Consider the following 23,398-nt stretch of genomic DNA (forward strand, 5'->3'; position numbering starts at 1 on the left):
GCTCCTGATAGTCTACACAGTGTTTCATAGTGGCAGGTCGCCTCGGGCAGAACAACCTATCCGCGTTGTTGCTGGTACACCGCAATAATCTCACCCGCAATCGCCACGGCGATTTCGGCAGGCAGTTTCCCTTTTACATCGGGTAAGCCCACCGGGCAGCGCAGGCGCGCCAGCCGGACGTCGTCGATGCCTTTGCCGGCCAGACGATAGCGAAAGCGCTGGCTTTTTGTCTGCGAGCCAATGACGCCCGCGTAGTGGAAATCTCCCCGCTTAAGAATGGCTTCACAGAGCGCCAGATCCAACGGATGGTGGTGCGTCATCACGATATAATAGCTGCCAGCGGGCGCCTCAGCCACTGCGTCCAGCGGATCGTCAGGCTGCTGGATGCGCACCCCGGGCGGCACGGATAAAAAAATATTTTCCCGGCTGTCAATCCAGTTAATGTGACAGGGTAACGTTGCCAGCACATTCACCAGCGCCTGACCCACATGGCCCGCGCCAAATACCAGGATTTCCGGCTGTGCCTGTAACAGGGGTTCGAATAACATGGTGGTCATACCGCCGCAGCACTGGCCCAGCCGTGCCCCCAGACTGAAATCCTCTGTGTGCGGGCTGGCCTGCCCGCTTTCCAGCAGTGCGCGGGCCTGCGCGATACACTGAAATTCCATATGTCCGCCGCCAATTGTTAAAAAGGTTTCCTTCGCCGTCACCACCATTTTAGCGCCGCCGTCCCGGGGCACCGAGCCACGATCGCGCAGCACAGTGACCAGTACGCAAGGCTGGCGCGTTTCACGGAGATGGTGCAGGATGCTTATCCAGTCATGGAAAATCATCCGCGCCTCCCGGCCATACGCTGTGCGCCCCAGAATACCCGCTCCGGCGTAGCAGGCGCGTCCAGCCCCGGATGTTGGCGATAGTCCGCGAGACTGGCGACCGCATCCTGTAATGCGCACCAGGCGGCGATCCCCAGCATGAAAGGCGGCTCGCCCACTGCCTTGGAATGGAATACCGTATCCTCCGGATTCTTACGGTTTTCGACCAGTGTGACGCGCATATCGGCGGGCACATCGCTGATTGCCGGAATTTTGTAGCTGGCCGGACCGTTCGTCATCAACTGGCCTTTGTCATTCCAGACCAGTTCCTCACAGGTCAGCCAGCCCAGCCCCTGCACGAAGCCGCCCTCGACCTGACCGATGTCAATGGCTGGATTCAGTGAGGCCCCGACATCATGCAGAATATCCGCCCGTAATAACCGGTATTCGCCCGTCAGCGTATCCACAATCACTTCGCAACAGGCGGCCCCGTAAGCGAAATAGTAAAACGGCTCGCCCCGACCAGCCTGACGATCGTAGTGGATGCCAGGCACGCGATAATATCCCGTCGCGGAGAGCGGCACCTGATTCAGCCAGGCAAGCTGGGCGACCTGAGCGAACGTGTAATAGTGATCGCCTGCGCGCACCACGCCGTTGTTGAAACTTACCGCCTCGGGGAGACAGTTATGCAGCGAACACAGCATAGTGCGCATGCGTTCACGCAGGATTTCCGCCGCATTTTGCGCCGCTTTGCCGTTCAGATCCGTACCACTGGAAGCCGCGGTCGGCGATGTATTGGGCACTTTGCCGGTGTCTGTGGCGGTGATCTGGATCTTATCGATATCGATTTGCAGCACCTGCGCGACAATCTGCGCCACTTTGGTATTGAGCCCCTGGCCCATTTCCGTTCCGCCGTGGTTGAGTTGTACTGTGCCATCGGTGTAGATCAGAATCAGCGCACCGGCCTGGTTGAGAAAACTTGAGGTGAAAGAAATCCCAAACTTCACCGGCGTCAGCGCAAGACCGCGTTTTAGCAGCGGACTGCTGGCGTTAAAGGCCGCGATGGCTTCCCGCCGCGCGTGGTAATCACTGCTGATTTCCAGCTGTTCCGTGATCTCATCCAGCAGATTATCTTTCACCTGCTGGTGGTAATGCGTGATATTGCGCTCGTGTTTACCGTAGTAGTTCCGTTTACGCAGCGTCAGCGGATCGATTCCGCGCTCGCGGGCGATATGGTCCATAATCTGCTCTATCGCCACCATGCCCTGCGGGCCGCCAAACCCGCGAAACGCAGTATTGGACGCGGTATTGGTGCGGCAGCGGTAACCGGTAATCCGCGCATCGCCGAGGTAGTACGCGTTATCGGCATGAAACATTGCCCGATCCACAATCGATCCGCTGAGATCCAGTGAGTAACCACAGTTACCTGCCAGATCGATTTTCACGCCACACAAGCGGCCGTCATCCTCAACCCCCACGTCGTAGCGCACAAAAAACGGATGCCGTTTGCCGGTAATACGCATGTCATCACGCCGCGCGAGGCGCATTTTCACGGCGCGCCCGGTCAGCCTGGCGGCGACAGCACACAGGCAGGCAACACCGGCGGCCTGGGTTTCCTTGCCGCCAAATCCGCCGCCCATACGCCGCATATCAATCGTGACCTTGTTCATGGTGATGCCCATGACTTCGGCCACCAGCTTTTGAATTTCAGTGGGGTTCTGCGTCGAACAAAAGACCTGCAATGCGTTGTCTTCGCCGGGAATCACCAGGGCGGTTTGCGTTTCCAGATAGAAATGCTCTTGTCCGCCAATGTGGAACGCCCCCTGAACCCGATGCGGCGCGCGCGCCAGTGCCGCCTCAACGTCACCGCGCTGATGAATATGGGGTTCCTGCACGAAGCTGCCCTGCTTCAGCGCGTCTTCGACATCCAGCAGCGCCGGAAGAATGGCGTACTCAATCATCGCCGCGTTAGCGCCCTGACGCGCCGCTTCGGGCGTTTCGGCCAGTACGGCAATCACAATCTGGCCCACATAGTGGACGATATCCTTTGCCAGAAGCGGATCGCCTGGCTGTAGGGGCCCGATATCATTGACGCCGGGCACATCCTGCCAGGTCAGTACGCGAACTACGCCCGGAACCGCGTAACAGGGTTGCAGATCGACACGTGTAATACGCGCATGCGCGTGGTCGCTCAGACGCGGACAAAGGTGCAGTAAGCCCGGCTGTTCTGCTTTATCATCAATATATTGCGCTTCACCGGAGACGTGTTTTTCCGCGCTTTCGTGTTTTTGACTACGTCCTACGCCCGTGGTCATATCGCTGGCGAACAGGACGGGTAACGCAGAATCAGGCAATGCCGGACGATTATGAGACATAGCGGCTTACCTCTGTGATGGCGAGTCCGTTTGAACGGTAAACATAACGACGCAACAGGTTACAGGCGACCTGCAGACGGTAATCTGCGCTGGCCCGGAAATCGCTCAGCGGCTGAAACGTCGCTTCCAGCGCCTGACAGGCTCTCGCCAGCGTTTCCGGCGATAAGGCGGCACCACACAGCGCCTGTTCACAGGCGACCGCACGAAGCGGCGTTGCCGCCATACCGCCGAATGCAATATGCGCACGCGTGACGATGCCGTTATCGGTATGAATATTAAAGGCGGCAAACACCGCTGAAATGTCGTCATCCAGTCGTTTTGAGACTTTCCAGGCCACAAAATCCGGTGACACCGTCACTTTAGGAATCAGAATGGTGTGAATAAACTCCCCCGGCTTTAGCACCGTCTGTCGGTAGCCCGTGAAAAAGCCATCTAGCGGCACGGTACGTTGCGTGTCGCCGTGCTGCAGCAGTAGCGATGCATTAAGCGCCAGCAGCGTAGGCGAGGCATCACCAATCGGCGAAGCGTTCGCAAGGTTGCCGCCCAGCGTGCCGAGTTGACGAATTTGTAGCGAGGCAAAGCGCGTCAGCATTCCGGCAAAACCCGGAATCCGCGTCGCCATAAAATCGGCGATGTGCTCCAGCGACGCAGCGGCACCCAGTTGATAGTGTTTATCGTCCTCGCCGCAGGCTTTCAGTGCGTCAACCTGCCCCAGGGAAATCATTTTGGGGAGATGCTGGTCGCGCTGGGTAATCAGCAGGCTGAGATCGGTGCCGCCCGCCAGCAATGCGGCATCAGGATGGGCGATACAGCATTCGGCAAGCTGCTGCACGGTTTTCGGGATAAAACAGGTGCGACCGTTCTTTTCCAGCGTCTGGATAGCCTCGTGTGTCAGGTTCATCAGCTGTTCAGTCACCTGCTGTGCCTGACGATCAAAGCTGTCGGGCTGAACATCGCTCAGGCTTTGCTCGGCAGCCGCCATGATGGAACGGTAGCCGGTACAGCGGCACAGGTTACCCGCCAGCGCATGTTCGGCCTGCTGACGATTCCACTCAGGCTGGTTTTTTTGCAGACTGAACAGCGACATGACAAAACCCGGCGTACAGAATCCACACTGCGAGCCATGGCAGTCCACCATCGCCTGCTGTACCGGATGCAGGCTTTTTCCCTGGCGTAGATCCTCTACCGTAATGAGTTGCTTACCCTGTAACCCACTGACCAGCATCAGGCAGCTGTTCACGGTCTGGTAGGTGAGCTTCCCGTCTACGACACTGCCCAATGTGACGCTACACGCGCCGCAGTCGCCGGAGGCACAGCCCTCTTTAGTGCCGCAGCGACGCTGATGCGTACGCAAATACGACAGGACCGTCAGATTGGGATCGAGCTGCTCTTCTGTCACGGGACGGTCATTAAGCAGGAACTGAATCATGCGGCGTTCTCCTTTGCAGCGGATTGCCAGACGGGGCGACCGTTAACCCAGGTTTGTACGATATTTCTGTCATCGCCGAGCGTCATCAGCACAAACAGTTTTTCCCAGATATCTTTACTGTTTGCCATGCGTAACCTCTGCAAGGCGGACACGGCGGGATCCAGCACCACAAAGTCCGCTTCCTTGCCCGGGGCGAAGTTACCGATGTGTTTGTCGAGATCCAGCGCATGGGCGCCGCCCAGTGTGGCGTGATAAAACGCTTCTGCGGCGCTCAGTTTGTACTGCTGCAGTTGCCCCACTTTGTAGGCTTCTCCCAGCGTTTGCAGCATATTGAAGGTGGTGCCGGCGCCTACGTCGGTGCCGATGCCCACCTTAACGCCCTGCTGCCAGCTCCGCTGGATATTGAACAGGCCGCTGCCCAGAAACAGATTTGAGGTGGGGCAAAATGCTATGGCGGAGTTCGTATCATGCAGGCACTGCCACTCCTGTGTTTCCAGATGCAGACAGTGCGCGAATACGCTGCGGCGCCCGGTCAGCTGATACTGATGATACACATCCAGATAACCGTTCTGGTCAGGAAAAAGCTGCTTCACCCAGGCCACTTCGTGGGGGTTTTCGCTAAGGTGCGTATGAACCCAGACATCCGGATAACGCTGGCGAAGCGCCTGAACTTTCTCCAGCAGCGCCGGAGAAGAGGTCGGAGCGAAACGCGGCGTCAGCGCATAATTAAGGCGGCCGCGCTCGTGCCAGCGCGCAATCAGCACCTCCGTCTGGGCATAGCTCTCTTCTGGCGTTTCTGTCAGGTAGTCCGGCGCATTGCGATCCATCATCACTTTGCCTGCGATAATACGCATATTGAGCGCCTCGGCTGCGCTGAACAGCGCGTCTACCGACTGCGGGTGCACCGTGCCGAAAATCAACGCGCTGGTCGTGCCGTTCGCCAGTAACTGCTGCAGGAAAAATGCCGACATCTGCGCGGCATGATCCGGGCAGTGATACTGCGCTTCCACGGGAAAAGTGTACTGATTCAGCCACTCCAGCAGTTGCTCGCCAAAGGCACCGATCATTTCCGTTTGCGGATAATGAATATGGCAATCGACAAAGCCCGGGATGATCAGCTTACCGCGCAGGTCAATCATGCCGCCTGCATTCAGGCTGTCTGTGCTCTCCTGCCAGGGGCGCAGATCGACAACACGCCCTTCACGCAGCGTTAGCACGCCATCGTCCAGATAGCGTGCCTGCGCCAGTATCGATTCGGGATCGTGTGCCACTGCGGCAAAATCGAAGAAGCTGGCGCGAATCGCCGCGTCCGTATATGTCAGCATAATGTTTCCTCTGCCGGGCGGGGTAAATGTCGCCCTGTGCCTTAACCCTGGTCTCTGTCTTAACATTTTGCAAGAGTCATGCCAGTTGCAAGAGTCATGCCAGCCTTGTTTATAAAATTAAAACCTATATATCAATAACTTAATCAAAATTATTCGTTGCGCAACGAAAAAACGTCTTAATACACGACGCAAACGGTTGCCATTCTTTCGCAATCGGTTGCCTGCATAATGATGGCCAAAATGCGTCCTGCCGGTCTGACGCGCTTGCACAATAACGGGGCAGGCTGCACGAAAACGGCGCAGACCGTGGGCGACCGTGCACGTAAAATTCAGCGGACATCGCCAAAAATGCCGTGTTAAGGTGAAAGGAACACCATGAAACGGAATAAGGGAAACACGATGATTATTTTTGTTACGGGGGCAACGGCAGGGTTTGGTCAGAGCATTACCCGCCGGTTCATCGAAACAGGACACAAAGTGATCGCAAGCGGCCGTCGCGCAGAACGTCTGAAAGCGCTGAAAGACGCGTTGGGCGACAACCTGTATACGGTGCAACTGGATGTGCGCAACCGGGCCGCCATTGAAGAGGCAATTGCACACCTCCCTGCAGAATGGCGCGACATTGATGTACTGGTCAATAACGCGGGTCTGGCATTAGGCATTGAACCGGCGCACCGGGCAGATGTGAATGACTGGGAAAATATGATCGATACCAACACGAAGGGGCTGGTGTATATGACGCGCGCCGTCTTGCCTGCGATGGTTGAGCGTAACGTCGGTCATATCATTAATATCGGGTCGATTGCCGGAAGCTGGCCCTATGCGGGCGGTAACGTGTATGGGGCCACCAAAGCCTTTGTTCGTCAGTTCAGCCTGAACCTGCGCACCGATTTGCACGGCACCGCCCTGCGCGTAACGGATATTGAGCCAGGCCTGGTTGGCGGCACCGAATTCTCTAACGTGCGCTTTAAAGGCGACGATGACAAGGCTGATAAGGTTTATGAGGGCGCGACGGCACTGACGCCGGAAGATGTGACTGAAGCGGTTTACTGGGTGGCAACCCTGCCCAAACACGTCAACATCAACACCCTGGAAATGATGCCCGTCAGCCAGACGCTGGCAGGCCTTAAAGTGCATAAATCCTGATTAAGAGGCCAGCCCTCGGGCTGGCTTTTTACGCTTTGCCCCAGCCCAGCACGATAATCAACATGCCGCTGAACGCAATCAGCGCACCACTCCAGTCCCAGATACTCAGCTTCACCCCGTCTACGATGCGCAACCAGACCAGCGCCGTGAGAACATAAACGCCGCCGTAAGCCGCGTATACGCGCCCACTTGCCGCCGGATGGAGCGTCAGCAGCCAGACAAACAGCGCGAGACTCAGTGCGGCAGGCACTAACAGCCAGGCCGACGCGCCCTTTTTCAGCCACAGCCAGGGCAAAAAACAGCCTGTGATCTCTGCCAGGGCGGTAATAAAAAACAGTAATGCAGTCTTGATCAGCACGTTAATCTCTCAGGCAGGTAAACGACATGCACACTGCTGGTGAGCATCTGAGCGGCAATGGTATACTATTGCGCACAGGCTGCAAAAGTTTACCCACAGGTAAGCCCGTGTTAACTGAAGGATATTACGATGAAAAAATTGCTTCCGGTTCTGATGGTGGCCCTGCTTTCTGTCACGGCATTTGGCGTGAGTGCTAACACCGATCGCCTGATAATTGAAAATGGCAGTAGCGCGCTGAATAATGAAGCGGCCCGTCAGAGTAAAGAGCAGTGGAATGACACGCACATGCTGCGCAATAAAGTGAACCGCCGGGTGGAAAAAGAGTTTGATAAAGCGGACCGCGCGTTTGATACCCGTGACAAGTGTGAGCAGAGCGCTAACCTGAATGCCTACTGGGAACCCAACACGTTGCGCTGTCTGGATCGCCGCACCGGTCGTCCGGTACTGCCGTAATTTTCAGCTATAGTAATGACTGACGCATGACAAAAGGAAAAGGTTATGAAGATGAAGCATGCATTACTGACAGTGACGTTTTTGGCATTCCCGCTGCTGGCGCAGGCCTCCTGTGAATCCGTAAAAGCGGATATCAGCCAGAAAATTATCCAGAACGGTGTGCCCGAATCAGGCTTTAGTCTGGATGTGGTGCCCAACGATCAGGCCGACCAGGCGGGCGGACAGGTTGTCGGTCATTGCGATAACGACACACAGAAAATCGTTTATAAAAAGCTGGGTCGCGATGACGGGGCGGCGGTCCCTGACAGCGCGGGTAGCTCGCAGGACACCTCAACGCAGTAACGCTCAGGGCGACATTGTCGCCCTTCTCTTTTTCGTTTTCTCTCCTGTTCCCGTCCGAATCGCACCCTGACGACTAAACGACCCGGTATCAGTCGGCCTGTTGCGGCTGCTGACGCGGCATTTTTCCGGCGACCCACATCGCCGATAACGCGATAACCAACGCCACGATAAACACCCAGTGCAGTGAGGCAGCAATCGCCTGTAACAGGTGCTGCAGCTCATCCGGGGCCAACTGGTCGCGGGTTGTCTGCGACATAATTTGCTGCACCGGGTCCTCTGCATGTGGCAACCGCCACTGCAGGTTGAGGTTTAGCACGGCGCCCATCACCGCCGTTCCCAGCGCGGAGCCAATCATACGGCTGAACATTACCGACGCCGTGCAAATACCGCGAATGCCATATTCGGCATGATTCTGCACAGACACCAGAAACGTCGTGCTGGTCATCCCCATGCCGGTGCCGATGAGGAATGAGGTGAAGCCCGCCTGCAGTAGCGAACTTTCTCTGTGTAACAGCAGCAGTAAGGCGCTGCCAGCAATTAACAATAATGCGCCCAACTGGGCGGTAAAACGATAGGAAGTGAACAGCATCAGGCGGCCACTCACCGTACTGGCCAGCGGCCAGCCGATGGACATCATCGCCAGCGCGGTGCCGGCCTGAAGTGGCGAACCGCCCGTGACGCCCTGTATCCATGTCGGTAAAAACGCGCTGACGCCCATCATGGTCGCCCCAATCACCAGGTTGCCTATATTGCCGGCAATAATCAGCTTACTCTGCCAGAGACGCATCGGAAACAGGGGCGCCTGTGCCTGCTGTTCATGGCGGGTTAACTGCCAGCCGGCCAGCCCGCCCACAAGTAAAAACAACAGGAGCCAGTAGCCCAGTTGTTCTGCCTGTAACAGGGCAATCAGTACGGCGCTGATGCACAGCGTCAGCCAGCCACTGCCAATCAGATTCAGTGACGGGGCCGGCTGTTTCTGTGGATGTGTTGGCAGCAGGATGGCCAGCAACAGCATACTGATGATGCCAATCGGGACATTGACCCAGAAAATCACCGACCAGTTGAAGTGCTGGACCAGCCACGCGCCCGAGAGCGGCCCGACAATCGCCGCCACGCCCCAGACGCTGGACAGCCAGCCCTGCACGCTGGCCCGCTCACGGGGGGAATAGATATCGGCCACAATCGTGGACGTCAGCGGCATGATGGCTCCCGCGCCCAGGCCCTGAAAGGCGCGGAACACGATGAGCCAAAACATGCTGCGCGCAAAACCGCATAACACCGACCCTGCCAAAAAAAGCGTGATGCCCAGAAACAGCATCCTCTTTCTGCCCCACAGATCCGCCAGGCGCCCATAAAGCGGTACGCTTATGGCCTGCGTCAGCAGGTAAACCGAAAATACCCAGCCAAACTGCGCAAAGCCCCCCAGCTCGGCGACAATTGTTGGCATCGCGGTGGCCACAATAGTGACTTCGATGGCGGCCATAAACATGGCGAGCATGCAGGCGAAAAGAATCCAGTTGCGGCGCAGCGGCGCGGAAGTGCTGTTGATCATGATGCTCCCTTTTTGCGTTCCCTAAGGCTAGCGCAAATCTGCACATCCAGGAATCAATTCAGCGCTTTTGTGACATTGTCACGTAAATCGGGGTAAATCAGGTAGTTTCGCTGTTAAACCAGTTGTAGTAAGGGCTGCGGCGATTTTGCCCCCATGCTATCTCCATGATTTTACCGATAAAAGCTGGCGCGCTTCGCTTGACGTTGCTATAGGTTTAAAACTGCGTTGACTGTGATTAACGAAATTACGCAGAAATTCGCAAACGTTTTACACGTTTAACAATCGGCATGGTTTTGGACGCGGCGGCCCTTTTTGTGGCGTCTGTCATGTCGGTTCAGGGTTTGATAACAACAGATTGGTCTACAGGGAGAATCCGTATGCATAACGCTTCGCTGGCCAAACGTGCCGGTCTGGCGCTGCTTGCTGTGATAGCAGTGTTGGGCGCACTGGTTTGGGGGCTGGGCTGGGATACACTGGTCGCCCGCCGCGTTGATCTCATCTATCTTGGCCAACAGCACCTGTTTTTAGTGTTCTGGTCAATGCTGTTTGCCCTGCTGGTCGGTATTCCCAGTGGGATCCTGCTAAGCCGTCCCTTTGCCCGTCGCTGGGCAGAATATGTCATGCAAATCTTTAACGTGGGCAACACGTTGCCGCCGCTGGCCGTACTGGCGCTGGCCATGGTGGTGATCGGCATTGGCGATAAGCCGGCGCTGTTTGCCCTGTTCCTGGCCTCGCTGCTCCCCATTGTCCGCAACACCTATGCCGGACTGAGCGCCGTTCCGCCCTCACTGATTGAAGCCGCTAACGGTATCGGCATGACAAAATGGCAACGCCTGCGTCAGGTTGAGCTGCCGAATGCGCTGCCGGTCATTCTGGCAGGGGTGCGCATTGCGACAGCCATTAACGTTGGCACCGCCCCGCTTGCCTTCCTGATTGGTGCCAGCAGCTTTGGCGAGCTGATTTTTCCGGGGATTTACCTCAATGACTTCCCGGTCCTGATTCTGGGCGCGGTGGCAACGGCGTTAGTGGCCCTGATACTGGATATGTTGCTGGCGACGTTAGGCCGTTATCTGAGTCCGCACGCTGCGGCATAAAACAGGAGTTGATGATGCTTACGCGTTGGATTAAGCACTGTACGCTGGCCCTGACGGCGACGCTGGCGCTCAGCCAGAGCGTTCAGGCTGCCGCCCCGCTGGTGCTGGCGACGAAAAGTTTTACGGAACAACACATCCTTTCTGCCATGACCGTGATGTGGCTGCAAAAGAAAGGGTTTCAGGTTATCCCAAAACGCAACATTGCCACGACAATCAGTCGAAATGCCATGATTAACAAGCAAATCGACATGACGTGGGAATATACCGGTACCTCACTGATTATTTTCAACCATATCAACAAGCCCATGTCCTCACAGGAAGCTTACCAGACCGTTAAAAATCTGGATGGCAGGCTGGGGCTGATCTGGCTTAATCCAGCCCCGATGAACAACACCTATGCTTTTGCCATGCAGCGGGCGCGGGCGGATAAAGAAGGTATTTCTACCCTGTCGCAACTGGTGGCCAAAATTGATCAGGTGCGCAAAACCGACCCGAAACATAACTGGCGACTGGGGCTGGATCTGGAGTTCTATGGCCGTTCGGATGGGATGAAGCCGCTGCAGAAGACCTACAACCTCACGCTGGACAGACCGCAAATTCGTCAGATGGACCCGGGTCTGGTGTACAACGCGATCCGCGACGGTTTTGTTGATGCGGGCTTGATTTACACCACGGATGGGCGCGTAAAAGGATTCGATCTCAAGGTGCTGCAAGATGATAAGCACTTCTTCCCCAGCTACAACGTGACGCCGGTCGTACGCAAAGATGTGCTGGAGAGCCATCCCGGCCTTGAGGCGGCGCTGAATCAGCTTTCATCGCTGATTACGGATGAGGCCATCACCGAGATGAACAAGCGCGTGGATATCGATCATCAGTCACCGGAACAGGTGGCGCGCGATTTCCTTCAATCCAAAAACATGCTGTAAGGAGGCATCGTGGATACCCTTCATTACATCATTGATAACTGGAATAACCTGCTCACGCTGACCTGGCAGCATACCTGGCTGGTGCTGGTCGCTGTGGGCTGCGCCATTCTGGCCGGCGTGCCGCTGGGCATTTTAATTGTCCGCATTAAATGGCTGGCCACGCCGGTACTGGGCATCGCCACCATCGTGTTGACCATTCCGACCATTGCCCTGTTTGGTCTGATGATCCCGCTGTTTTCGCTGATCGGTCAGGGAATCGGTGCGGTGCCTGCCATCACGGCGGTGTTCCTGTATTCCCTGCTGCCGATTGTACGTAATACCCATACCGCGCTGGAAAACCTGCCGGATGGCTTGCGTGAGGCCGGTCGGGGCATTGGGATGACGTTCTGGCAGCGTCTGCGCTGGGTTGAGATCCCCATGGCCCTGCCCGTCATTTTTGGCGGTATCCGCACCGCCGTCGTGATGAATGTCGGCGTTATGGCCATCGCGGCGGTGATCGGTGCGGGCGGACTTGGCCTGCTCCTGCTTGATGGCATCAGCGGAAGTGACGTGCGCATGCTGATTGCCGGCGCACTGATGATTTGCCTGCTGGCGATTGTTCTTGACTGGCTGCTGCACCGTTTGCAGCTGGCGCTGACTCCTAAGGGAATTCGATAATGATAAAACTTGAAAATCTGACGAAAACCTTCAGCCAGAAAAATGGCACGCTGATGAAAGCGGTGGACAATGTAAGTCTTGAGGTGCCGGCGGGCGAAATGTGCGTACTGCTGGGCCCTTCCGGCTGTGGGAAAACGACCACTCTGAAAATGATTAACCGCCTGATTCCGGCCACCAGCGGACGTATTCTCATCAACGGTGAGGACACCAGCACCCAGGACACGACCACGCTGCGCCGCAATATTGGCTACGTTATTCAGCAAATTGGTTTGTTTCCTAACATGACGATTGAGGAAAACATTACCGTCGTGCCGCGCATGCTGGGCTGGGACAAAAAACAGTGCCGCGAGCGGGCCACCGAATTAATGAGCATGGTGGCACTGGATCCCACGAAATTTCTGCATCGCTATCCGCGCGAAATGTCGGGCGGGCAACAGCAGCGTATTGGCGTTATTCGCGCGCTGGCGGCGGATCCGCCGGTTTTGCTGATGGATGAACCTTTTGGTGCGGTGGACCCGATTAACCGTGAAGTCATCCAGAATGAGTTCCTGGATATGCAGCGTCAGTTAAAGAAAACGGTCATGCTGGTCAGCCACGATATTGACGAGGCGCTGAAACTCGGTGATCGCATCGCCGTATTTGGCCAGGGCAAAATTGTGCAATGCGCCAGCCCGGACGAATTACTGGCGACGCCAGCGAATGATTTTGTCGGGTCGTTTGTCGGTCAGGACCGCACTCTGAAACGTCTGCTGCTGGTGCAGGCGGGTGATGTGACCGATCAGCAACCGACCATCACGGTGAAACGTTCGACGCCACTGATGGATGCGTTCAGCACTATGGACGATAACGATATGCGTTCCATTACCGTCGTGGACGACGATGGTAAACCGCTCGGGTTTGTTAAACGTCGCGAGGCGCGTAGCGCCAGCGGTCGCTGTGAGGATATACTGCACACCTTCCGGGTAACCGGCAAAGCCGAGGAGAACCTGCGCGTGGTGCTGTCAAAGCTGTATGAACACAACACGGTGTGGATGCCGATTGTGGATGAAGAAGGCCGTTACAGCGGGGAAATTTCGCAGGATTATATCGCGGACTACCTCAGTTCCGGCCGTACGCGTCGCCGTCTGAATCCCTGAAAAATCAGGGCCGCACCCCGGTTGCGGCCCTTTTCCATCGAGCGGGTTTCGTGTTTCGCATCCTGTGTCACTGTCTTTCTTATTAGCGTGTGTTTTCAGATGAAGGGCGTCAGGCTATTTTCGCCTTTGCAACCGGCAGCTTGTCGGCATTGAGCAGGGAGATATCCAGGTAGCGGGACACATCACGCTGCTCAACACGCGGCAAATAGGGCAACTCACCCAACAGCGGCGCAGGAAGCTTGTCACGCAGGGCTGAAATGATCTCCGCATAGTGCGCCAGCCCCGGATTGATCCGGTTTGCCACCCAGCCTGCCAGCGGTAAGCCATCACCCAGAATAGCCTCAGCCGTCAGCAACGCATGGCTGATGCAGCCCGTTTTAATCCCCACGACCAGGATCACCGGCAACTGTTGTTCCACCACCCAGGCCGATAACGGCTGGGCATCATTCATCAGGCTGCGCCAGCCTCCTGTGCCCTCAACCACGACGCGATCGGCCAGTTGATGCAGGTTCTTTAACCCCTGACTGATTCGCGCATAGTTAACCTCACAAGGCGGATAACCCCCGATTTCTTCTTTTTCGAAAATAACGGGATTCACAGCCTGATAAGGCAACGTCATGGACGAGGCGCTTTGTAAAAACAACGCATCTTTATTTCTCAGGCCCTCTTCCGTTTTGACACCACAACGGGCAACGGGCTTGTAGCCTGCGGCACTGAAACCGGCCTGAATAAAACTCTGTAACAGGGCGCGCGACACAACGGTTTTTCCCACTTCGGTATCTGTTCCCGCAATAAATAGCGTTTTCACTCGACGTCTCCTTCACCAGCGGTTTCGACTCATCGGCGATGAGTCTTTCGTGCGAACAGACATTCTAAGGAAGGAAAAGCACAGGCAGATTGCGTTAGCGCAAGGTTAGTGTTGCTTAACCTTGTAGTAACTTCACTAACAGGTAACCGCTATAGAGCGAATCTTTAATGAGCGCCGCCGCACCGAGTGTGCCAGGCTCAGTAAACTCAGTAGGTGCAAGCTGAATGCCTGCGCTGTAAGCCGGTAACGACTGCTGATGAATGGTGTTTTGTACCGCCGGGAACAGGATTTCCGCCGCCTGACTTAGCGGTGAACCGATAAGAATATGTTGAGGATTGAAGATATTTACCATCATGCCAAGCAGCCTGCCCACATGATGCCCTACCGTGGCGATGGCATCGCGGGCCAGCCTGTCACCCGCCTGGGCCGCCTCACAGACCGCCTCCAGCGTTAAGGTTTGATGATGTAACAGGCTGTCGGGCTGTCCCGGCAGACGCTGAGCAACAAGGGCCAGCAGACTGCCGGTACTGGCCACCGTTTCCAGGCAGCCATGATTCCCGCAGTAACATTGCTGACCATAGGGATCGACCTGCGTATGGCCCACTTCGACCAGCGCACGTCCGCTTTTGTGCAGTAACTGTCCGTCCGTGATCACGCCCGCCCCCACGGTTTCATCAATGACAATCTGAATGACATCCTGCGCACCGCGCGATGCGCCAAACAGGGATTCTGCCAATGTCCAGGCCGAGATATCATGCTGGATAAACACCGGCAGGCCGGTTCGGGCCGCCAGGGTGCTGCCCAGTGGCATATCATGGCAGGTATAACCGGGTAACCGGTGCACCACGCCTGATGCGACGTTGATCAGCCCCGGCAACGTGATAGCAATGGCGGTCAGCCTTTCCAGCCGCTTTTGATGGCGGATAAAAAACGCATCAACATGGTCGGTCAGTGTGGTCAGTAAGGATTGGGTGGGATCATCCGGGAGGGGCAAATGGTCTTCAACCAGCGCCCTGCTGCTCAAATCGCGAAGCGTCAGGGTTAATGTGCCACGGTGCAGGCGAAGGGCCAGGTAGTGCCAGGCCTCCGTGTCCAGAATTAACCCGATAGCGGGACGACCACGCGCGCCCGGATCCTGAAATTCGGTTTCCTGAACCAGATGGGCATCCAGCATTTCCCGGACAATTTTGGTAATACTGGCTGGGGCTAACTGGGCGCGCCTGGACAATTCAATGCGCGAGACGGGGCCATGCTGATCAATTAATCGGTAAACGACGCCAGCATTGATTTGTTTAATTTGGTCAATATGGCCAGGTTGGCTGTCCGAACTCACACCCTGCTCCGGTTATTTTCGCGCTTCTAAATAAATATCCGCTATGGTGCGGCAGATTCACCTTTTGCGGCAAATATTTGCTTAGATATGTGATTTATCACACATAATTTTTCCGCCTTTAGCGAGAGCGTTCGTTTTCCCGCCGCAACAGCGCCATCATATGGGCCATCTGCGCGCTCATTTCCCGTTGCGCAGACCAGACCAGCCACATTTCCGAAAGTGCATCCGGTTCCTCAAGCGGCAGCCAGACGACATTCGTCAGGCGGGCATGGCTGAACGATGCCGGTAAAATAGACACGCCTAAACCGGTCGCGACCAGACCGAGAATTGTCATCGCCTCGCCCACTTCCTGAGTGATATAGGGTTTGATCTGATAGCGTTGCAGTAAATCGAGTATTTCGCTGTAAAGCGCCGTTCCCACCTGCGAATCGAAAAAGACAAAAGGCTCACTGGCCAGCGCCTGTAAAGAAATCTTCCCGGCGGACGCCAGCGGATGGGCTTTGTGCACCACCGCGCATAGCGGCTCCTGTAACAGGAGCTGATGATGCAGATCGGCAGGCAGCGGCGTGTTGCGCATCACACCCAAATCGAGTTTCCCTTCATGGAGCGGCGTCAGCTGCTGCCGGGTATTGATTTCCTGCATCTGAACATGAACATCAGGCCAGCGCTGGCGAAACAGGTAGAGCGCATCCGAGACGACACCAATAAAAGCGGCAGATGAGGTAAAGCCAATGCGCAGTTCCCCTTCTTCTCCCCGATGTAGTCGTGCCGCACGCTGGGTCGCCTGCTCAACCTGCAACAGAATGGCGCGCGCATCCTGCAAAAATTGTTGCCCGGCCGGCGTGAGCTGCACGCTGCGGTTGGTGCGGTTAAACAGCTGCGCCCCGGTTTCTGCCTCAAGGTGCATGATTTGCTGACTGAGCGGCGGCTGAGAAATATGCAGCCGCTGCGCCGCGCGGCCAAAATGCAGCTCTTCTGCAACGGCAATAAAATAACGCAGGTGACGCAGCTCGATATTCATAGGTTAAAAATATTATTTGAGATTATTAATATATTAGACAACCTAATCCGCTTTTCCTAGCCTTACGTTATTCGTTGTTTTTACTCATAAGGATTACTGTGAATCGCTCTTCATCGGCTGTCGCCCTGGACAGAAATGTGGCGCAGCAGCCTGCATCACCTTCTCAGGCGTGGATCGTGCGCGGCACTCCGCCCTTTATGCGCGTGACACTGGCGCTGTTTTCGGCCGGGCTGGCCACCTTTGCGCTGCTGTATTGTGTGCAGCCGCTGCTGCCGGTCCTCTCTGCACAGTTTGGCGTGTCACCGGCCGCCAGCAGTATTTCCCTGTCGGTCTCCACCGCGACACTGGCGCTGGGCTTACTGATTACCGGCCCCTTGTCCGATGCTGTCGGTCGCAAATCTGTCATGGTCACCGCGCTGATGCTGGCTTCCGTCTGCACGCTGATTTCGGCCACCATGACAAGCTGGCACGGCATTCTGCTGATGCGGGCGCTTATTGGCCTGTCGCTCAGCGGCGTCGCGGCCGTCGGGATGACTTATCTCAGTGAAGAAATCCATCCCAGCGTAGTCGCCTTTTCGATGGGGCTGTATATCAGCGGAAATTCGATTGGCGGGATGAGCGGTCGCCTGATCAGCGGCGTATTAACCGACTTTTTCTCCTGGCGCGTCGCCATTGCCGCCATTGGCTGTTTTGCCCTGGCGGCCGCCCTGATGTTCTGGAAAATTTTGCCCGCCTCGCGGCATTTTCACCCGACGTCCCTGCGCCCCCGCCATCTGGCCATTAACTTTCGCCTGCACTGGCGCGACGCGGGCCTGCCCTTGCTGTTCGCGGAAGGCTTACTGCTGATGGGGGCGTTCGTCACCCTGTTTAACTATATCGGATATCGCCTGCTGGGTGCGCCGTGGCATTTAAGCCAGGCCGTGGTGGGACTGCTGTCGGTGGTTTACCTGACCGGTTCATGGAGTTCGCCCAAAGCCGGCGCGTTAACCAGTCGATATGGCCGGGGGCCGGTGATGCTGGGCGCAACGCTTATCATGCTGACGGGCCTGCTCCTGACCGCCTTTCATGCCTTGGCTCTGATCTTTATTGGGATGATGCTGTTCAGTGCTGGCTTTTTTGCCGCACACTCCGTAGCCAGCGGCTGGATTGGGCCACGCGCGCGTCGCGCAAAAGGCCAGGCGTCTTCACTGTATCTGTTCAGTTATTATGTGGGGTCCAGCGTGGCGGGTACGGCAGGGGGCTTTTTCTGGCATCAGTTTGGCTGGCCGGGCATAACCGTGTTTATCTCTACCCTGCTGCTGCTGGCTCTGGCGGTCGCGTGGCGGCTGCATCAACGCAAACTCTAGCAAAACTTAACAAATTTTCCGGGCACAATGCGGCCCGGAAAATCCGCTGTACAAGAATTGTCCGTATTATCAGTATCATTGCTAACTACCGGTGTTTCCCCGCTATAATCGGTTTAATCCCAAAGATTAATGCCATCTTTGAATTCACTGTTAGGGGAGACCTCATGGCGCATTACTATTACGTCAATAAACAATCCGGTTATAACGATAACCACGTGGTACACGCCAAAGGCTGTCGCTACCTTCCGGGTCTGGAAGACCGACTGTTTCTGGGCACGTTTTACTCTGCAACAGCGGCTATACAGCAAGCCCGAAAATATTATGCCAGCGCATTAGGCTGCGACGACTGTTGCCCGGTTATGTCTGCTCAAACCCCACCCCTGCATGACAGCGTTGGACTGAAGCACGGTATTGATTTCTGATCACAGCGCATGCCTTTGCGATCCCATTCAGCCGCGTTTTTCCCGAGGATGGCGGAATATCGCCGCCATCTGCCCTGCCAGCCCGCCGTTCAGTTGCTGCCGACCTGCCCCTGTAGCCGTCCCGCTTTAAGTCGCCAATTCGTTAAGCATTTTGCCTTTTTTCCGTTATCTTAGAGGCCTTACTCTTCATACAGGGATTTAACATGCGTGATAAATATGCGGCGTCTCAAATTGCCCTTCACTGGCTGACCGTGCTGCTGCTGATTATTGTCTATGCCACGATGGAGCTGCGCGGTTATGTGGAACGGGGCTCCTGGCAGCGCTTTGTGATGACCGTGACACACTTTAGCGCGGGCGCAACCATTCTGGTGGTGATGCTCTCACGGTTACTGCTGAAAATTCGCCATCGCAGCCCCGCGATTACGCCCCCCGTACCGCGCTGGCAAACGGGCCTGGCACACCTGACGCACACGTTGATTTATGCCTTATTTATCAGCCTGCCGGTGCTGGGTATCGCCTCACGTTACCTGAAGGGCCGCGAGTGGTTATTATTCGGCATTCCCATGCCGGTCGCTGCGGAACCTGATTTCGATCTCTCTGATACGCTCGTCGACTGGCACGAAACCCTGGCGCCACTGGGCTACTGGCTCATCGGCTTACATGTCGCTGCAGCCCTGTTCCATCACTATGCGCTGAAGGACAATGCGCTGCTGCGTATGATGCCGGGACGCGGGACGCGCCAGCCCTGATTCCCTGACGCTGCACATCGGGCTAAAAAAATCACCATAATCTGCGCCAGGTGGTTCCACCCGGCGCTTGATTCCTACACAATAGCCACTAAATTGTGACGCAGGTCACTTTCGTGGGATGATCGTTGTCATCCTCTTTTGACGCACAGACAGATTTAACTTCTCATGCCTTTAACAACTGTTTCCCGTAAAACGGCCTGGCTACGCGTGGTGCTGCTGGCCATCGCCGCTTTTGTTTTCAATACCACTGAGTTCGTACCGGTGGGTTTACTGTCGGATATTGCTGCCGGGTTTTCGATGAAAACCGCTGAAGTGGGCATTATGCTGACGATTTATGCCTGGGTGGTGGCGCTGCTGTCCCTGCCGTTAATGCTGCTGACGCGTAATGTTGAACGGCGGTTACTGCTTACGGTACTGTTTAGCCTCTTTGTAGCCAGCCATGTTCTTTCGACATTCGCCTGGAGCTTCAGTTCGTTAATCGTTTCCCGCATTGGCATTGCGCTGTCACATGCGGTGTTCTGGTCCATTACCGCCTCCCTGGCTATTCGTGTGGCGCCTGCCGGTAAAAAAACGCAGGCGCTCAGTATGCTGGCAACCGGTACGGCACTGGCCATGGTGCTGGGGGTGCCCATTGGTCGCGTTGTGGGGCAGGCGCTGGGTTGGCGCACCACCTTTGGCGTGATCGGGCTGTCAGCGTTGATCCTGATGATTATGCTGGCGCGCGTCTTGCCGCGTCTGCCCAGTGAACACACCGGTTCATTAAGCAGCGTACCGCTGTTGTTCCGCCGCCCGGCCCTGGCAGGCATGTACCTGCTGGTTACACTCATTGTGACCGCGCACTATACGGCTTACAGCTATATTGAACCCTTTATGCAACTGGTGGCGAATGCCAGCGAAAGTTTTACCACCCTGCTGCTGTTACTGTTTGGTTCTGCCGGCATTATTGGCAGTCTGCTGTTCAGTTCGCTGGGTAAACGCTTTCCCTCAGCGTTGCTGATCAGCGCCATCGCCCTGGTCACCTTATGCATGGGGCTGTTAATTTTTGCCGCCGTGCGTCCTGGCGCGATTATCACCCTCTGCGTCGTCTGGGGAATGGCGATGATGATGATTGGCCTGGCGATGCAAATCCGTGTCCTGTCACTGGCACCCGATGCCACCGACGTGGCGATGTCGCTGATGTCCGGCATTTATAACATCGGCATCGGTGCGGGCGCGTTACTGGGCAGTCAGGTGAGCGTATATATGAGCCTGTCTGACGTCGGTAACGTGGGGGCGATGATCGGCCTGGTCGCGCTGCTGTGGTGCGTGTATATTTTCCGGCGCTGCCCACAGTTACGCTCTAATGGTTAACTGAAGCAGGCTTCTGCGCCTCGCAGAAGCCTGCCGATGCGTCTTCGTCTGCTATCATGCACTGCGGCACTGCGGCACTGAACGGCCAGACGACCTGTTCCGGCGCCCGAAGGGGCAGCGCGTCAGAAAGGTGCTAAACACACCCGATAACCGCTTATATTGTCAGAGGATGCCCTTCTACCTGACTCATCCATTACATCTGTTAACCTCGAAAAAGGATCAACGTTCATGACGAGAAAGTGGTTAACGCTGTACCTGTCGCGTAGCGTCAGCCGGGTGATGTTGCAGGATCTCCAGGCCATCTTACCTGCTGAGGCGGTGAAAATTTTCACGAATGATTTAGACGACGTTCGCTACGCTACAGTAGAATGCGTGCAGGCAGAAACGACCTGCGCCTTGATTGCCTCGGCGATCATCGTCTGGCGTCAACTGGGGCATATTCATCTGCTGCTGTATACACAAGGTGAAGTGCAGCGTCAGATCACGGACGCCACGCAGTTTGAATTATTTACTTTGCTGAAGAACAACCGTGCCGCCTTGCGGCTGGCCTGACGTGGCGTAACCTCACAGGATAATTATGAGAATTGGTCTGCTGTTCCCCATCGCTATCATCGTGGCAGGTATTGGCTTTCTCGCCTGGTTCATCGGCAGAGGCCTGGCGATGCCTGGCTCCTGAGATCAGCGTAGCTGGCTGTCTTTACTCCCACGCCGGTTGTAGAGACTGCTCTCTTTTTTCTGCTTATCGATCTTTTCCTGACAGGAAACGCAATAACGCACGCCCTTGAGTGCCTGACGGCGGGCTTCGGGAATCGGCTCGCCGCACAGTTCGCATTCTGTGGCACTTTCCCCCTGTCCCAGTGACTGACGCACACGTTCGATACCGTCATTAACGGTGCTGTCGATTTGCTCCTGTACTGCCCCTTCTGCTGCCCAGCCGTTTGCCATTTTTGTGCTCCACTTCATTACCTGTACAGGTTAACTGTACAACATATCAGGGATTTTGCAGGCAAACCGACTCACCTCCCTGTGAAGCCGGTGACGGACATTACGGCTTAATATCGACCTGATAAAAGATATGTTTGCCGAAGGGATCCACTTCGTAACCGGTCACCGATTTGCGGATCGGTTCGAAAATGGTGGAATGGGCAATCATTACGGCCGGCATCTGGTCGTGCATGATTTGCTGCGCCTGCAGATACATGACCGTACGTTTGGCTTGATCGGGTTCGGCTCGGGCGGCGGTAATCAGCTTTTCAAAGGGCTGATAGCACCATTTTGATGAGTTCGATCCCCCTTTCGCCGACGTGCAACTGTAAAGCGGACCAAAGAAGTTATCCGGATCCCCGGTTGCCGTCGTCCAGCCCATCAGGGCCGCCTGATGCTCACCGCTGCGCACACGTTTCAGGTATTCGCCCCATTCGTAACTGACAATATTGGCTTTGATGCCCACTTTTGCCCAGTCTGCCTGGATCATCTCCGCCATTCTGCGTGCGTTGGGATTATAGGGACGCTGTACCGGCATCGCCCAGAGCGCAATTTCCGTCCCTGGTTTCACGCCTGCCTGTTGCAATAACGCTTTCGCTTTTTCCGGATCGTAATCGTAATCCTTCAGGTCCTTGTCGGCACTCCAGACGCCGGGGGGCAGAATGTTTTTCGCCACCACGCCAGTGCCTTTAAAAATCGCCTCGATAATAGCAGGCTTGTTGATCGCCATGGCCAGCGCCTGGCGAACCTGCACATTATCGGTCGGGGCTTTGGTGGTGTTAAAGGCCAGGAAACCGGTATTCAGTCCCGCGGCCTGTTTCAGCGTGATGTCCGGATTTTGTTTCATTTTTTCGAGATCGGCAGGATTCGGGAACGGCATGACCTGGCACTCATTTTTTTCCAGTTTGGCGTAGCGCACGGCCGCGTCTGGCGTGATGCTGAAAATCAGCCGATCCAGTCTGGCCTTGCCCTGCCAGTAGTCCGGAAACGCCTTATACAGAATGCGTGAGTCTTTTTGATACTGAACCAACTGGAAAGGCCCGGTTCCGATGGGATCGCTATCCACTTTTTCCGGTGTGCCGGCTTTCAGCATCTTGTCTGCATATTCTGCCGAGTGAATGGAGGCGAAATACCAGGCCAGATCGGCCAGAAATGGCGCTTCCGGGTGCGCCAGCGTAAAGCGCACGGTGTGATCGTCAACGCGGTCAATGTGGGTGATTAACGTGGCCAGTTCAAGACTGTCGAAGTTGGAATAGTGCCCGCCCGAGACGTTGTGATAGGGATGGTTGCTGTCCATCTGGCGCATAAAAGAGAAGATGACGTCATCCGCATTAAAATCACGACTGGGCGTAAACAGCTTATTGCTCTGAAATTTAACGTTATGCCGCAGATGGAACGTATAGACTTTGCCGTCGGGACTGATCTCCCAGCGTTCTGCAAGGCCTGGAATTAATTCTGTGGTGCCGGTTTTAAAATCAACCAGGCGGTTAAACACCGGCACGGCACTGGCATCCACGCTGGTTCCCGAGGTGTAAAGTTGCGGATTAAAGTTCTCCGGTGAGCCTTCTGAGCAGTAGACCAGCGTCGTCGCGTTAACACTTCCTGCCAATGCGATACCGGCCGTCAGCAATCCCAGGGTTGTAAACCTGTTTCTCATTATTATCCTCGCTTTATGTTGACTTCTATATATCAGACTCTCTAAATAAACGGTGCAAACAGTGGATTGATAGCATGAATCTTCACCATAGCGAACCCCGCATGTAGTCAACTAATAAGGATT

The 23,398-nt window shown here is 55.7% G+C and carries 24 protein-coding genes; 13 read left to right on the forward strand and 11 right to left on the reverse strand.

Annotation, left to right across the window (positions count from 1 at the left end):
- Window positions 1-56: 56 nt before the first annotated feature.
- Genes xdhC through guaD form a run of 4 tightly spaced genes read right to left on the reverse strand, consistent with a single transcriptional unit; the run spans window position 57 to window position 5,941 of the window.
- On the reverse strand, window positions 57-833 hold the full coding sequence (gene xdhC / locus C1N64_RS13130) for a xanthine dehydrogenase accessory protein XdhC (RefSeq protein WP_375123915.1): 777 nt from the start codon (window positions 831-833) through the stop codon (window positions 57-59).
- The gene (xdhB, locus tag C1N64_RS13135) at window positions 830-3,187 is read right to left on the reverse strand and encodes a xanthine dehydrogenase molybdopterin binding subunit (protein ID WP_375123914.1); all 2,358 of its coding nucleotides are present in this window, start codon (window positions 3,185-3,187) and stop codon (window positions 830-832) included. The genes xdhC and xdhB overlap by 4 nt, the downstream gene beginning before the upstream one ends.
- Window positions 3,177-4,616, reverse strand: a complete 1,440-nt coding sequence (xdhA, locus tag C1N64_RS13140) for a xanthine dehydrogenase small subunit (RefSeq protein WP_367143010.1) — start codon at window positions 4,614-4,616, stop codon at window positions 3,177-3,179. The genes xdhB and xdhA overlap by 11 nt, the downstream gene beginning before the upstream one ends.
- A complete protein-coding gene (gene guaD, locus C1N64_RS13145) occupies window positions 4,613-5,941 on the reverse strand; it encodes a guanine deaminase (RefSeq protein ID WP_375123913.1) in 1,329 nt (442 codons plus the stop codon). Before guaD ends, xdhA begins: the two co-directional genes overlap by 4 nt.
- 399 nt (window positions 5,942-6,340) lie before the next feature.
- Here guaD and ydfG point away from each other — a divergent pair, with 399 nt between their 5' ends.
- On the forward strand, window positions 6,341-7,087 hold the full coding sequence (gene ydfG / locus C1N64_RS13150) for a bifunctional NADP-dependent 3-hydroxy acid dehydrogenase/3-hydroxypropionate dehydrogenase YdfG (protein ID WP_277284234.1): 747 nt from the start codon (window positions 6,341-6,343) through the stop codon (window positions 7,085-7,087).
- Window positions 7,088-7,115: 28 nt separating this feature from the next.
- On the opposite strand, the gene C1N64_RS13155 is transcribed toward ydfG, so the two are convergent.
- Entirely contained in the window at window positions 7,116-7,442 is a 327-nt protein-coding gene (locus C1N64_RS13155) for a YnfA family protein (protein WP_058702016.1), read from the reverse strand.
- Between the two features lie 132 nt (window positions 7,443-7,574).
- On the opposite strand from C1N64_RS13155, the gene C1N64_RS13160 reads away from it, so the two are divergent.
- Both C1N64_RS13160 and C1N64_RS13165 read left to right on the forward strand, forming a co-directional pair.
- A complete protein-coding gene (locus tag C1N64_RS13160) occupies window positions 7,575-7,898 on the forward strand; it encodes a DUF1283 family protein (protein WP_006119218.1) in 324 nt (107 codons plus the stop codon).
- A 45-nt stretch (window positions 7,899-7,943) separates the two neighbouring features.
- Window positions 7,944-8,240, forward strand: a complete 297-nt coding sequence (locus C1N64_RS13165; RefSeq protein WP_033741733.1) for a DUF1161 domain-containing protein — start codon at window positions 7,944-7,946, stop codon at window positions 8,238-8,240.
- Between the two features lie 88 nt (window positions 8,241-8,328).
- Here the strand turns inward: C1N64_RS13165 and C1N64_RS13170 are convergent, their stop codons facing one another.
- The gene (locus C1N64_RS13170) at window positions 8,329-9,792 is read right to left on the reverse strand and encodes an MDR family MFS transporter (RefSeq protein ID WP_205950207.1); all 1,464 of its coding nucleotides are present in this window, start codon (window positions 9,790-9,792) and stop codon (window positions 8,329-8,331) included.
- A gap of 377 nt (window positions 9,793-10,169) precedes the next feature.
- On the opposite strand from C1N64_RS13170, the gene C1N64_RS13175 reads away from it, so the two are divergent.
- From C1N64_RS13175 to osmV, 4 genes are read left to right on the forward strand one after another with little or no spacing between them, the layout of a single operon-like run.
- The gene (locus tag C1N64_RS13175; RefSeq protein WP_006119222.1) at window positions 10,170-10,886 is read left to right on the forward strand and encodes an ABC transporter permease; all 717 of its coding nucleotides are present in this window, start codon (window positions 10,170-10,172) and stop codon (window positions 10,884-10,886) included.
- A gap of 14 nt (window positions 10,887-10,900) precedes the next feature.
- Window positions 10,901-11,812 (forward strand): glycine betaine ABC transporter substrate-binding protein, encoded by a 912-nt coding sequence (locus C1N64_RS13180; RefSeq protein WP_039340281.1) that lies wholly within the window; start codon window positions 10,901-10,903, stop codon window positions 11,810-11,812.
- A 9-nt stretch (window positions 11,813-11,821) separates the two neighbouring features.
- The gene (gene osmW / locus C1N64_RS13185; RefSeq protein WP_006119224.1) at window positions 11,822-12,469 is read left to right on the forward strand and encodes an osmoprotectant ABC transporter permease OsmW; all 648 of its coding nucleotides are present in this window, start codon (window positions 11,822-11,824) and stop codon (window positions 12,467-12,469) included.
- A complete protein-coding gene (gene osmV / locus C1N64_RS13190) occupies window positions 12,469-13,605 on the forward strand; it encodes an osmoprotectant ABC transporter ATP-binding protein OsmV (protein ID WP_039340279.1) in 1,137 nt (378 codons plus the stop codon). Before osmW ends, osmV begins: the two co-directional genes overlap by 1 nt.
- 109 nt (window positions 13,606-13,714) lie before the next feature.
- On the opposite strand, the gene bioD is transcribed toward osmV, so the two are convergent.
- From bioD to C1N64_RS13205, 3 genes are all read right to left on the reverse strand, one after another.
- Window positions 13,715-14,413 carry a dethiobiotin synthase gene (gene bioD, locus C1N64_RS13195; RefSeq protein ID WP_039340277.1) on the reverse strand — a complete coding sequence of 233 codons (699 nt, stop codon included), beginning with the start codon at window positions 14,411-14,413 and terminating at the stop codon, window positions 13,715-13,717.
- A gap of 115 nt (window positions 14,414-14,528) precedes the next feature.
- Complete coding sequence (locus C1N64_RS13200; RefSeq protein ID WP_039340276.1) at window positions 14,529-15,746, reverse strand: sugar metabolism global transcriptional regulator Mlc; 1,218 nt, start codon at window positions 15,744-15,746, stop codon at window positions 14,529-14,531.
- Between the two features lie 118 nt (window positions 15,747-15,864).
- Window positions 15,865-16,767 (reverse strand): LysR family transcriptional regulator, encoded by a 903-nt coding sequence (locus C1N64_RS13205; RefSeq protein WP_394514870.1) that lies wholly within the window; start codon window positions 16,765-16,767, stop codon window positions 15,865-15,867.
- Between the two features lie 98 nt (window positions 16,768-16,865).
- On the opposite strand from C1N64_RS13205, the gene C1N64_RS13210 reads away from it, so the two are divergent.
- The 6 genes from C1N64_RS13210 to C1N64_RS13235 all read left to right on the forward strand — a co-directional run bounded on the left by C1N64_RS13210 (window position 16,866) and on the right by C1N64_RS13235 (window position 21,310).
- A complete protein-coding gene (locus C1N64_RS13210) occupies window positions 16,866-18,113 on the forward strand; it encodes an MFS transporter (RefSeq protein ID WP_394514871.1) in 1,248 nt (415 codons plus the stop codon).
- Window positions 18,114-18,277: 164 nt separating this feature from the next.
- Window positions 18,278-18,535 (forward strand): hypothetical protein, encoded by a 258-nt coding sequence (locus C1N64_RS13215; RefSeq protein WP_033741742.1) that lies wholly within the window; start codon window positions 18,278-18,280, stop codon window positions 18,533-18,535.
- A gap of 203 nt (window positions 18,536-18,738) precedes the next feature.
- Window positions 18,739-19,284, forward strand: a complete 546-nt coding sequence (cybB, locus tag C1N64_RS13220) for a cytochrome b561 (RefSeq protein ID WP_375123911.1) — start codon at window positions 18,739-18,741, stop codon at window positions 19,282-19,284.
- A gap of 165 nt (window positions 19,285-19,449) precedes the next feature.
- Window positions 19,450-20,634 carry a sugar transporter gene (locus C1N64_RS13225; protein WP_394514872.1) on the forward strand — a complete coding sequence of 395 codons (1,185 nt, stop codon included), beginning with the start codon at window positions 19,450-19,452 and terminating at the stop codon, window positions 20,632-20,634.
- Between the two features lie 228 nt (window positions 20,635-20,862).
- Window positions 20,863-21,186: a hypothetical protein gene (locus C1N64_RS13230; protein WP_006119236.1), complete on the forward strand. Its 324-nt coding sequence runs from the start codon at window positions 20,863-20,865 to the stop codon at window positions 21,184-21,186.
- Between the two features lie 25 nt (window positions 21,187-21,211).
- Window positions 21,212-21,310 carry a YoaK family small membrane protein gene (locus tag C1N64_RS13235; protein WP_394514873.1) on the forward strand — a complete coding sequence of 33 codons (99 nt, stop codon included), beginning with the start codon at window positions 21,212-21,214 and terminating at the stop codon, window positions 21,308-21,310.
- A 2-nt stretch (window positions 21,311-21,312) separates the two neighbouring features.
- Here the strand turns inward: C1N64_RS13235 and C1N64_RS13240 are convergent, their stop codons facing one another.
- The gene (locus tag C1N64_RS13240) at window positions 21,313-21,579 is read right to left on the reverse strand and encodes a DksA/TraR family C4-type zinc finger protein (protein WP_006119238.1); all 267 of its coding nucleotides are present in this window, start codon (window positions 21,577-21,579) and stop codon (window positions 21,313-21,315) included.
- Window positions 21,580-21,679: 100 nt separating this feature from the next.
- On the reverse strand, window positions 21,680-23,275 hold the full coding sequence (locus tag C1N64_RS13245; protein WP_039340267.1) for an ABC transporter substrate-binding protein: 1,596 nt from the start codon (window positions 23,273-23,275) through the stop codon (window positions 21,680-21,682).
- Window positions 23,276-23,398: the final 123 nt, after the last annotated feature.

This window comes from Pantoea sp. SGAir0215 (assembly GCF_043543215.1).